The organism is Corynebacterium sp. HMSC059E07, from assembly GCF_001814395.1.
In the GTDB taxonomy this organism is placed as follows: Bacteria; Actinomycetota; Actinomycetes; order Mycobacteriales; family Mycobacteriaceae; genus Corynebacterium; species Corynebacterium hesseae.
Window position 1 is genome coordinate 1 of sequence record NZ_KV816307.1, and the last position, 11,624, is coordinate 11,624.

Below are 11,624 nucleotides of genomic sequence, written 5' to 3' on the forward strand. Positions count from 1 at the left end.
ACTCCGTGTCCAAAAAGTCCCTAGACATCACAACTTCAGCCCTGGCCTTCAGACCTAGCCTTCGAGAACCTGCGACACCAGCGCCTGCGCCTCTTCCTGCACCTGTTTGAGGTGTTCTTCGCCACGGAAGCTCTCGGCATAGATCTTGTACTTGTCCTCCGTGCCGGAAGGGCGGGCAGCGAACCACGCGTTCTCCGTCGCCACCTTCAGGCCGCCAATCGCTGCGCCGTTGCCGGGGGCCTCGGTGAGTTTGGCCACGATCTTCTCCCCGGCCAGCTCAGTTGCCGTCACCTGCTCCGGGGAAAGCTTCTTCAGGATGGCCTTCTGCTCGCGGGTAGCTGGGGCGTCGGTCCGCGCATAGGCTGGCGCACCGTATTCTTCGGCCAGCTCCGCATAGCGTTGAGACGGGGTCTTGCCCGTGACCGCCAAGATCTCGGCAGCCAAGAGATCCATGATGATGCCATCCTTATCGGTGGACCACACGGTCCCATCGAAGCGCAGGAAGGAAGCACCAGCAGATTCCTCACCGCCGAAGCCCAGGGTGCCGCCGACAAGCCCCGGCACAAACCACTTGAAGCCCACCGGAACCTCCACGAGCTCACGGCCCAGGCTGGCCACGACGCGATCGATCATGGAGGAAGACACCAAGGTCTTGCCCACCCCGGCCTCACCCCACTCGGGACGGTGGCTAAACAGGTACTCAATGGCCACCGCTAGGTAGTGGTTCGGGTTCATCAGACCCGCATCCGGGGTGACGATGCCGTGGCGATCAGAATCCGCGTCGTTGCCCGTGGCCAGGTCGTACTTGGAGCGGTTCTGAACCAACGAAGCCATAGCGTCCGGGGAGGAGCAGTCCATGCGGATCTTGCCGTCAGTATCCAGAGTCATAAAGCGGAAGGTGCCGTCTACCTCTGGGTTCACCACCGTCATGTTGAGCCCGTAGTGCTCGGCGATGGCCGCCCAGTAGTCCACCGAGGCGCCGCCCATCGGGTCCGCGCCGATGCGCACACCGGCCTTTTTAATGGCCGCCATGTCCACAACGTTGGCTAGGTCACCCACGTAGGAGTCGAGGTAGTTGTGCTTCACGCAGCGCTCATCGAGCACGCCGTCAACCGCCACGCGCTTGACGCCATCGAGCCCGGAGCGCAGATAGTCGTTGGCCTTGGCTGCAATCCAGTCGGTGGCATCCGTGTCTGCTGGGCCGCCCGTCGGCGGGTTGTACTTGAAGCCACCATCGCGCGGCGGGTTGTGGGAGGGAGTGATCACGATGCCATCGGTGCCCGGGTTTGTCAGGATGGCGTGGGAGACGGCCGGGGTCGGGGTGTAGCGTCCGCGGTCATCCACGCGAACCTCCAGCCCATTGGCAAGGAGAACCTCAAGGGCGGAGACCATGGCGGGCTCGGACAAAGCGTGGGTATCGCGGCCGATGAAAATGGCGCCCGTGGTCCCCTGCTCAGCGCGGTAGTCCACGATGGCCTGGGTAATCGCCAAGATATGAGCCTCGTTGAAGGCGGTATCCAAGGCGGAGCCGCGGTGCCCTGAGGTGCCGAAGGCGACCTGCTGGTCGGGGTTATCTGCATCGGGGGTGCGGGTGTAATACGCGGTGACTAGTTCTGCGATATCGATGAGATCGGAAGGCTGGGCTAGCTGGCCGGCGCGCTCGTGTGCCATGGTGGGTTCCTCCTTGGAGACGTGGATACACCCTAAGCTTGCCTGCTTCACGCTGGTTTCGCATCCCAATTAGGATGGTGCCTATGCCACAGATCCTTCTTGTGGGCTGCGGGACCGCGCTCGGGGCGCTGACTCGTTTCGGCCTTACTTCACTTCTCGGGGGTGGCGCGCTGCCGCTGCTGCTCATCAATGTTGTAGGCAGCACTGTCATGGGCTATGCCAAACCCCCGGCATTCTGGGGCACAGGATTTCTGGGCGGCTTCACCAGCTTTGCCGCCTTTGCCTACCTCACCTCGGGCTTTAGCCCGGCGCGGGCGGGAGCGTACGTCCTGGCGACGATCATTGGCTGCACCGCGGCATACCTAATAGGTGACCTCATTGCTTCCCGAGGCCGCGCATGATCTTCTCCATCTTGGCGGTCCTCGCCGGTGGCTTTGTTGGCGGCTGCGGGCGCTACTTGCTCACCCGTGTGCTCCCCTCCCCCACGTGTACCTTTGCCGCCAACCTCGTCGGCGCGGCGGTGGCCGGTGTGGCCTATGGCTTAGCCACGCATGCACACGCCCCCGAGTACTTCCTTCCCCTACTGGCGGCCGGACTCGCCGGCGGGCTATCCACGTGGTCCACGATGGCCAAGGAACTCGGAGAAATGATAAAGGCCAAGCGCTGGTGGCGCTTGGCGCGTTATCTCTTCTGGACCATCGGCCTAGGAATCATCGTGGCCTGGCGCGGAGCGTGGGTCGGCTCGCTGCTGGCCTAACCCACCTCCCACGCCCCTTGTGCAGCCACAGGCCACGCCCCTTGTGCAGCCGCAGGCTGCGCTAGTCGGCGATTGCGTCCAGCGGCGGGGTCTTCGCCGCGCGCTGCGCCGGCCACAGGGCCGCCAGCACGCCGACGATTCCCGAGCCCACGAACATGACCGCGAGCATCATCCACGGCACCGTCGCGGAATCGAGGCCTTCGTCGGAAAGCACGGAGATGAAGGACCACCCCATCCCCAATCCCATGAGGATGCCCATGAGCGCGCCGAAGAGGGCGATCTGTACCGATTCCACCGTGATCATTGTGCGAATCTGGCGGCGTTGAGTACCCACCGCGCGCAGCATACCGATCTCTTGTCGGCGTTCGATCACGCCGAGGGTGAGGGTATTGACAATGCCCAGGACAGCGATGACCACAGCCAAAGCCAGCAGCGCGTAGAGAATCGTGAGCATCTGGTCAATCATTCCGGCGGCCTCGCCGGCGTATTCCTCGCTGGTGCGCACCTGTACCACAACGAGGTCCTTGACGGACTTCTCCAGGTTGGCGCGCAGCTTCTCCTTGTCATAGCCTTCTTCCGCATTGACGGAAACCACCGTGACGTCGAGGCTGCTGGGGTCGATGACCTCTTCTACCGCGGATTGGGACACGGCCAAGCCCGGGAGCATCTGGAAAGGTTCATAGGTGCCGAGGAGTTTTACCTGCGCGGTACGCGAGGGATCGGGCCCCGCCAGCTCATAGCTCTGGCCGACCTCCCAACCTTGCTTCTCAGCCAGGGCAGAGTCGGCGATGAAGCCCGGTTCCTCACCCGTATTCAATGCACCGTCGACCAGAGTGAGGTTGAGCATGTCATCGGCGTTGCCATCGATGACCTGGCTGATCATCATTTCCGGACCATAATTCATCGAGGCCTGACCATCCACCTGCAGGGGTGCTGTGCTCATCGCCACGAGCTGTCCGACGCCCTCGGTATCGCGGGCGCGCTGCACCGTCTCGTTCGGCGTCGGGAAGTTTCCAGACGTCGGCCCGGACAGCAAGAAGTCCGCGCGGGCGTCCTGCTCGACGGCGTCGGCCACCGAGGTTTTCATCGTCGCACCCAACATGCCGATCGATGTCACCAGCGCCACGCCCAGCATGAGAGCGAACGCAGTCGCCGCGGTACGGCGCGGATTGCGCGCCGAGTTCGTCGATGCCAGCTTGCCGACCGCGCCAAAGGGCGCGCCAACCACGCGGCCGATCGCCGGAACGATAGGCAAGGAGATGGCCGGTCCCGCAAGGAAGAAGCCGAGGATGAGGTTGAGCGAGCCGAGGCCCACGAGTGTGGCGCGGATGCCCGTGGAGGCGTCGACAAGCACGCCCACGAGCGCAAAAATAATGCCGACGACGAGCAGCAGCCCGCCCAGCACGCTGCGCACCAGCAGCGAAGCGCCCGCCGCGGACTCGGTGGTGCGCATGGCTTCCACGGGCTTGACCGCGCCTGCCCGGCGCGCCGGTGCCCACGCGGAAACGATGGTGACCAATGCGCCCAGAATCAACGGCACAAGCACAGCGCTCAAGCTCAGGCCCAGGCCGCCGCCCATGGGCATGCCCTTGGCTTCGAAGACGGCCTTAATGATCGCCACCAGGCCCATGCCCGCTGCCACGCCCACGGCAGAGCCCACGAGGCCCACGATGAAGGCCTCCGTCACCACCGAGCGCGTAATCTGGCCGCGGGATGCACCGAGTGCGCGCAGCAGCGCGAACTCCTTGGTGCGCTGAGCCACGATCATGGAGAACGTGTTCGCGATGATGAACGTGCCCACCAGCAGCGCGATGAGGCCGAAGGCGATGAGGAAGTAGTTGACGAATTTCAGGGCAGAGGAAATCTGATCCGAAATCTCATCGGCCAGCTTCTGGCCAGATTCCGCCTTAACCTCGAAGGTCTCGTTGAGGTGATCCACGAGCGCATCGGCGCTCACTCCCTCGGCCGCAGCGACCTTCAGCTGTTCGGAATTGCCGTATCGCTCGACGAAGGCCTCGTGGTCCATGAGCAGCGTCAGGCTAGGGCCTTGGTCCACCACAGGCTTGACGACGCCCACGACCTTCACCTCATCACGCTGGTCCGGGTGGACCACGAGGAGGCTGTCGCCGATCTTGATGTCGAACTCTTCCGCAGCCGAGTCGTTGATGAGAACCTCGCCGGTCCCGTGAGGCGCGGAGCCGTCGACAAGCGTGGCGGGCTCACCGACGGACTGGTCCTCCGGGTAGTAGGGCTGCACGCTGGAGGTGCCGCCACCGGTTTGAAAAGCCTCGGCATCCTTGTTGGCAACCACGACGGTCTGGCTGCTTTGCATGTTGACCGCGCGCACGTCGGGGTCGGCGGCGATGTCATCGCGCATTTTCTGGTCGAGGTTTGGGCCGCCTTCCTTCTGGCTTACGGCCGCATCCACACCGGTAAATGCCGTGGATACCGCAGAGTCGAAGGTGTTCGACAAAGATTTGGTGAACATAAAGGACCCCGAGATGAAGGCGGTGCCGAGCACCACCGCCAGCAGGGTCAAGGCAAGGCGCAGCTTGTGCGCGAGAATATTGCGCACGGACACCGTGCGCATGGTGTTCTTTGTGGCCATGCTCTAGCCCTCGATTTCTGCCATCACGGCGTGGATGGACTCCATGGTCGGGTTGTTCAGCTCGTTGACCAGGCGACCATCAGCAAGGAAGACCACGCGGTCTGCGTAGGATGCGGCCTTCGCATCGTGCGTCACGATGACGACGGTCTGGCCGTCCTGATCCACTGCGGTGCGCAAAATATCGAGCACCTCGGCGGAAGAGTTGGAGTCCAGGTTGCCGGTCGGTTCATCGCCAAAGATGATTTCCGGGCGCGAAACCAGAGCGCGCGCGCAAGCCACGCGCTGCTGCTGGCCACCGGAGAGCTCTGATGGGCGGTGGTTCAAGCGGTTGGACAGGCCCAGACGGGAAGTGACCTCATCGAACCATTCCTTATCTACCTTGTTGCCAGCGATATCGGTGGGCAGCGTGATGTTCTCTGCCGCGGTCAGCGTGGGCACCAGGTTGAAGGACTGGAAGATGAAGCCCAAGCGGTCGCGGCGCAGGGCGGTAATATCCTTGTCGCTGAGCTGCGACATGTCGGTGTCACCGATGAAGGCCGAGCCGGACGTCGCCGAATCGAGCCCCGCCATGGTGTGCATGAGCGTGGACTTGCCGGAGCCCGAAGGGCCCATGATGGCGGTAAAGGTATTGCGCGCGAACTCAACGTCGACGTGGTCCAACGCGGTAACTGCGGTATCTCCCTGACCGTATTGTTTGAACAGGTCGACGGCGCGAGCCGCAGCAGTCATCGTTGGGGTTGTCATGGACGTGTTCTCCTTATAGATGGGGAAAGTAACGTCCCTACCCTATCCTGCCCTGGGTAAGTTATGTGACGCGTGTGGTCTAAAATATGCTCCATGCGCGCATCTCTTTCCGCTCTGGAACATTACGACCGCTGTGCCGAAGCCGCCGCGGCTCAAATCATGCGCCACTACTCCACCAGTTTTTCCCTGGCCACGCGGCTTCTTTCCCCCAGGGTCCGGGTGGACATCCGAAATTTATACGCCATGGTGCGCACCGCCGATGAAATCGTCGACGCCGGGCTCGATCCCCAGGACGCCGCCGTGCTTCTCGACGCCTACGAGGCCACCGTCCGCGCCGCCCCGTCCCAGCGTTTTCACGCTGATCCGATCGTGCATGCCTTTGCGCTTTCCGCGCGGCGTTGCGGGTTCAGCGATGAGCACGTTGCACAGTTCTTTTCCTCCATGCGTTGCGATCTGACGCACCGCACGCACACCCACGACTCCTTCGAGGATTACGTGTGCGGCTCCGCGGAGGTCATTGGGCTCTTGTGCCTGGACGCCTTCTACGCCGGCGGGCCCCGCCCGTCCGGAATCGAGGAAGGCGCGCGGCGCCTGGGCGCGGCCTTTCAGAAGATCAATTTCTTGCGCGACCTGCGCGAGGATTCCGCAGAGCTGGGCCGCTCCTATTTCCCGGACCTGCCGGACCCGGCCAGCTTGGATGAGGAGCGGAAAACGGCAATCATCGCTGATATTCGGCGCGACCTGGCTGTAGCGCGCGGCGCGATGGAGAAGTTGCCGCGTGGTTCGCGGGTGGGCGTGGCGGCTGCGACGGCCCTGTTTACCGAGCTCACCGACCAGCTCGCGGCCACCCCCGCCGCCGATATTCTCACGACACGAGTCTCCGTCTCGCCGGCACGCAAGGCATTCTTGGTGAGCCGGGCAGCGGCATCGGCGGTGAAGTAGCTATGGGCAAGCGTGTTGTCGTCATCGGCGCGGGCATCGCTGGCCTGGCCAGCGCGGCGCTGTTGCTGCGTGAGGGTTGGGACGTGGTGGTCGTCGAGAAGCAGCACAGCGTCGGCGGGCGCGCAGGCGAACTGGAGGTCGACGGTTTCCGCTTCGATACGGGCCCGTCCTGGTACCTCATGCCGGAAGCCTTCGACGAGTTTTTCCGTGCCTGCGGGACGAGCACCGCGCGCGAGCTGGACTTGGTTGACCTCTCCCCCGCCTATCGCGTCTACAACGACGACGGCGCCTTCCTCGACATTCACAGCGGCGTGGACAACGTTGTTCGGCTTTTTGAGTCCATCGAGCCGGGCGCAGGCGAGCGCGTGCGCGCCTACTTAGCGCGTTCCTCTGATATCTATGCCGTGGCGCTAAGCAGCTTTTTGTACACCACGTTTTCCCACCCCACGCAGCTTTTAACCCGGGACGTGCTCACGCGGCTGGGTTCGCTGGCGCTACTTCTCACTCGGTCCTTGGACCGGCTGGTGGCAGCACAGTTTCAGGACTACCGCCTGCGCCAGGTGCTGACCTACCCGGCGGTGTTTTTGTCCACGGAGCCAACAGCTGCACCGGCGCTGTATTCCTTGATGAGCCACACCGATTTAGTCGAAGGCGTGTGCTACCCGCAAGGTGGTTTCGCCGCGGTGGTCGCGGCGATTGCGCGCCAGGCACAAGGCGCAACCTTCCTCATGGATACGGCGGTGACGGCGATTGAGTGCGCGGAAGGTCGTGCGACTGGCGTGCGGCTGGACGACGGCCGCTTCATCTCCGCCGAGGCCGTCGTTTCCGCGGCGGACCTGCGCCATACTGAGACTTCTCTGCTGCCTCAGTCGGCGCGGACCTATCCCGAGAGCTATTTCGCGCGACGCGACCCGGGCCTCGGCACGGTGTTGGTCTTCCTCGGCGTGCGGGGCGCGCTGCCGGAGCTGGCCCACCACACCCTTCTTTTCAGCAAGGACTGGGAGCCCGATTTCCGGGCGGTGTATCACGCTCCGGAGGCTTCGCGCCCGCTGGGGGCGTCCGAGTCCATCTACGTGTCGAAGACCTCCGCGACGGATCCTGCCGTGGCGCCGGAGGGCTGCGAGAATCTCTTTGTGCTGGTCCCCGTGCCGGCGGAGGAAAACTTCGGCGCGGGTAACGCCTATGGCGAAGAAGAATCGCCCCGCGTTGGCGCAATTGCCGATGCCGCGATTCACCAACTCGGCACGTGGCTTGGCATTCCCGACTTTGCTGAGCGCATCGTGGTGCGCCGGACGGTCGGCCCCTCTGATTTTGCGCGGCGCTACAACTCCTGGGCTGGTGGCGCGGTGGGACCCGCGCATACGTTGCGGCAATCCGCCTTCTTCCGCGGGCGCAATGCCTCGCGAAAACTCAAGAACCTGTACTACGCGGGCGGTACGACGGTACCGGGTGTTGGTGTACCGATGTGCCTCATTTCCGCGCACAATGTCATCACGCGGATGCGCGAACAGCACTAAGCGTCGAGCTCAAGGGCTGCGGGTGCACCGCTGCGTTTAGTCTTCACCGTCACGGCGTGCCCACCAAAAAGATAGCCATCATCGAATTCCACGCTGAGGTGTCCGCGTTGGGGGACTTCAACGGCAACGGGCGTGAGTTTGGCGTATACGTCGCCGGCCGTGAGCTCAGGTGCCGGGACGTTTGCGCCCTCGGACAGGGCGACGTCATGGCGCCAGCGGTTCGCAGCTCGAAGAGCTTTTTTGGCGGCAAAGCGCCGGGCCTCATCGATGAACTCAGCACTGAGGACCTTATTGATAACGGTGAGGGGTGCCTTGAATTTTCGCCTCAGGTTCGCGCTCTCCGCGAGGAGAAGCTCCTCCCCTTCGTACCAGATGCTGAAATCAACTCCGAGCTCTTCTGCCCTACCGTCGAACGTGTTCGTACTGCGATCGAGCACCAACGGACCGAACTTGGAATCAAGCTCTACCGGAACGGCAATCCGAGCGAGGAGTTGCTCCATGTCTGTGTCATCCACGTCTGGGAGGATCTCCCAGATATCGACATAGTGTGCTTTGCTCCTCTCGTGGAAGTGGTGGCTACCCCGAGCATGAATCACCGTGAAAGGCTCAAGCTCTGCAACTTCGCGCGGATCCCACAGCGTCTTTCCTGCGGCTGTCTGGAAGAGCTGCGGATAGCGCACGCCGACGTCACCAGTAATCAGCTCGCCCTCAGGCAAAATTTTCAGGGCGACTCCAGGCATGTTCATGAGCTGAATATGCGTCTTGTCCTCAGCGTAGGGATCATCGCTCACCCACTTCTTCGGCACATCTGCCACAACGAAGAGGAACTCTGTTTCCTCGTAGCCCAGAATAGAGCTGACGACGTCATTGTCCGAGAAATCACGGTAAAGGGAAAGCATGCCGCAATAGTACATACGTGAAAAGGCTACGCAGCGCTCCATGGCGTAGTCTGAGGAGGTTGACGTCGAGTAGAAGGGCGAAAGGCCGATGGCAGAAACGATTGAGCAGGCCGCCGAAATTGTTGAGGAGTGGCTCAAGCAAGAAGACGCCATCGACCCCCAAAAGGCTCCTCGGCTCCAAGAACTCTTAGCTCGCGTTCCACGTCAAGAGCTCATCGCGATTGTGGAGCGCCAGAATGCTCTCCGCGCCGCATTGGCGTTAAGGCTGCTGCCGCGTCAAAAATCTATCGCGGTCTTCGATGCACTTGATGCCAAACACCAAGCGGACATCATTGACGAGTTGGGCAACGCCGATGTCTACGAATTCTTCGACGAGCTGGATCCCGAAGACCGCGTGGCCCTGCTGGACGAGCTTCCTGCGGAAATTGCGGATCGCCTCCTCCGCTCGCTGACGCAGACCCAGCGCGATGTGACCGGAGTGATTCTCGGGTACACGAAGGGATCCGTCGGCCGCCGTATGTCGCCGGAGGTACCCAATATCCACCCGGAAATGAGCATGGAAGATGCCCTGCGCACCCTCCGCGACAACGCCGATGAGCTGGAAACCATCTATACCGTTCCTGTGACGCGTAAGGACCGGCGTCTGGTGGGCGTCGTCAGCCTGCGCGAGCTCTTCACGGCTGAACGCGGCATTCTCATTGAGGACATCATGAACGAGCCAGTTTATGCATACGCGACTGCCGACGCCGAAGAGACCGTCCGCTGGTTCTTGCCCCTCGACATGCTGGCGCTGCCGATTGTAGATGATTCACACCGACTCGTTGGCCTTCTTACCTGGGACGATGCAACCGACATTATGGAGGAAGCGGACAGCGAGGACTCGGCGCGCTCCGGTGGTACGGAAGCGCTCCAGCAGCCGTACTTGTCGACGCCCCTTCTCAAGCTCGTCCGCTCCCGCATTCTCTGGCTGCTCGTGCTCGCTGTGTCAGCGCTGTTGACTGTGCGGGTTCTCGATTCCTTCGAAGACACCTTGGCCAAAGCAGTTGTACTGTCTCTGTTCATCCCTCTGCTCACCGGCACGGGCGGCAATACAGGAAACCAGGCAGCTACTACTGTGACCCGCGCGCTCGCGCTTGGCGACGTCCGCACGCGCGACCTCTTGGCAGTCATGTGGCGCGAGCTGCGCGTCGGAATGTTGCTGGGCGCTGTACTGGGGCTGGCCGGGCTTGTCTTGGCAACGGTCATCTATGGCCTAGATATCGGCCTCGTCATCGGCTCCACCCTGTTTCTCATTTGTTCGATGTCCGCGACGGTAGGCGGACTCATGCCCATTGTGGCTAAGACTGTTGGCGCGGACCCTGCGGTCTTCTCCAACCCATTCATCTCCACCTTCTGTGACGCAACGGGTTTGATCGTCTACTTCTTCATTGCGAAGTCTGTCTTGGGAATCTAACTGGATACAGAAGAGTGTCCGCGAAGCCGTACGAGGACTGCTACGTGACAAATAGGCACGCGCCGCAATCTTTGGTGCGAATTGACAGCCACTAACCGCCCTGAGCGCCCGCGCACAATCCTTCGCTTATCCCGCAAGCAGTCCAATTGCAAGGTTAATAGCAGCGTGCAATATCGCGCATTCAATGACGCTACCCGAGCGGTATCGCACCACTCCCAGTATCCACCCGCAGAGAAACTGAACCGGAAGTATGGGCCACAACTGCGCATCGAAGCTCAACAACATAAAATGAGGCAAAAGAAAAAGTCCGGCTTGGAGCGTGTTACCACCCCAAAACCCGCAGGATCGAAGAAGTAAGCCGCCAAGAAATCCTCGGAAGAAAACTTCCTCACCTATAGCCCTGAAAATGACAGCAAGGCTTACCCCTTGAGAAAGAACCACCCCCGGTATGGCCAGACTAGCCGACGACACCACACGGATACCAGCGTATCCTAATCCAAAAAGCACGGGGAAAAGGATGATGCTTAGTACTACTGTTTGCCAATTTCCCCATTGCCAACCCACATTTTTCCGAGCTTGAGAAACCCCAATTCTCTTGCGTTGAAAAAGGATATAAAGCACTGAAGGAACGAGAAATAAAAGGAATTCAAACATCGTCTCCGTACCCTAACCGCGGACCAGGTTAGCTCCTAAGCCAGAAAGCTCGATGCCCAGTTTACAATTCTGTATGAGGACAAGACGCCCTAGCATAAGTGGGGTAAATCATACTTCCATGGCCCTTTCGCAGTAGTTAGGAACTAGGCAGCTACCCGGGTGGGTATGAGCCTTGTTTATCAGCGCTTTCAGGTGAACATGATTAGGCCCAATTGCCGAGGCGGGGCCTAATGAATCGGTCAGTAAAAAGCCATTTGTTCAGACCTGGAAGTGCAGACTTGCCGCGTTGGGAAAACGAGAAGGAGACCGTTAAAGCGGTTGTGCTTTAACGGTCTCTTCGTTGTTTGTATTGAGTTGTTTGTTGTTGTTTGGTGTCGGC

10 protein-coding genes are annotated in these 11,624 nt (G+C 61.3%); 5 read left to right on the forward strand and 5 right to left on the reverse strand.

Annotated features, from left to right (window positions below):
• Nucleotides 1-54: 54 nt before the first annotated feature.
• Nucleotides 55-1,671 (reverse strand): phosphoglucomutase (alpha-D-glucose-1,6-bisphosphate-dependent), encoded by a 1,617-nt coding sequence (gene pgm / locus HMPREF2967_RS06410; protein WP_070685606.1) that lies wholly within the window; start codon nucleotides 1,669-1,671, stop codon nucleotides 55-57.
• Nucleotides 1,672-1,754: 83 nt separating this feature from the next.
• On the opposite strand from pgm, the gene HMPREF2967_RS06415 reads away from it, so the two are divergent.
• Both HMPREF2967_RS06415 and HMPREF2967_RS06420 read left to right on the forward strand, forming a co-directional pair.
• A complete protein-coding gene (locus tag HMPREF2967_RS06415) occupies nucleotides 1,755-2,072 on the forward strand; it encodes a fluoride efflux transporter family protein (RefSeq protein ID WP_070561762.1) in 318 nt (105 codons plus the stop codon).
• Nucleotides 2,069-2,428 carry a fluoride efflux transporter FluC gene (locus tag HMPREF2967_RS06420; protein ID WP_070685610.1) on the forward strand — a complete coding sequence of 120 codons (360 nt, stop codon included), beginning with the start codon at nucleotides 2,069-2,071 and terminating at the stop codon, nucleotides 2,426-2,428. Before HMPREF2967_RS06415 ends, HMPREF2967_RS06420 begins: the two co-directional genes overlap by 4 nt.
• A 61-nt stretch (nucleotides 2,429-2,489) precedes the next feature.
• Here HMPREF2967_RS06420 and HMPREF2967_RS06425 read toward each other — a convergent pair whose 3' ends face one another.
• Both HMPREF2967_RS06425 and HMPREF2967_RS06430 read right to left on the reverse strand, forming a co-directional pair.
• The gene (locus HMPREF2967_RS06425) at nucleotides 2,490-5,036 is read right to left on the reverse strand and encodes an ABC transporter permease (protein WP_070685613.1); all 2,547 of its coding nucleotides are present in this window, start codon (nucleotides 5,034-5,036) and stop codon (nucleotides 2,490-2,492) included.
• 3 nt (nucleotides 5,037-5,039) lie between these two features.
• Nucleotides 5,040-5,780, reverse strand: coding sequence for an ABC transporter ATP-binding protein (locus HMPREF2967_RS06430; RefSeq protein WP_070530082.1), 741 nt, complete (start codon nucleotides 5,778-5,780; stop codon nucleotides 5,040-5,042).
• Nucleotides 5,781-5,873: 93 nt separating this feature from the next.
• Between HMPREF2967_RS06430 and HMPREF2967_RS06435 the strand changes: the two genes are divergently transcribed.
• Entirely contained in the window at nucleotides 5,874-6,722 is an 849-nt protein-coding gene (locus HMPREF2967_RS06435; RefSeq protein WP_070561768.1) for a phytoene/squalene synthase family protein, read from the forward strand.
• Between the two features lie 2 nt (nucleotides 6,723-6,724).
• Complete coding sequence (crtI, locus tag HMPREF2967_RS06440) at nucleotides 6,725-8,239, forward strand: phytoene desaturase family protein (protein WP_070522473.1); 1,515 nt, start codon at nucleotides 6,725-6,727, stop codon at nucleotides 8,237-8,239.
• On the opposite strand, the gene HMPREF2967_RS06445 is transcribed toward crtI, so the two are convergent.
• Nucleotides 8,236-9,138, reverse strand: a complete 903-nt coding sequence (locus tag HMPREF2967_RS06445; protein WP_232770710.1) for a DUF2262 domain-containing protein — start codon at nucleotides 9,136-9,138, stop codon at nucleotides 8,236-8,238. The genes crtI and HMPREF2967_RS06445 overlap by 4 nt on opposite strands.
• Before the next feature lie 88 nt (nucleotides 9,139-9,226).
• On the opposite strand from HMPREF2967_RS06445, the gene mgtE reads away from it, so the two are divergent.
• Entirely contained in the window at nucleotides 9,227-10,591 is a 1,365-nt protein-coding gene (mgtE, locus tag HMPREF2967_RS06450; RefSeq protein WP_070522478.1) for a magnesium transporter, read from the forward strand.
• 126 nt (nucleotides 10,592-10,717) lie between these two features.
• On the opposite strand, the gene HMPREF2967_RS06455 is transcribed toward mgtE, so the two are convergent.
• Nucleotides 10,718-11,245, reverse strand: a complete 528-nt coding sequence (locus HMPREF2967_RS06455; protein WP_070685621.1) for a CPBP family intramembrane glutamic endopeptidase — start codon at nucleotides 11,243-11,245, stop codon at nucleotides 10,718-10,720.
• Nucleotides 11,246-11,624: the final 379 nt, after the last annotated feature.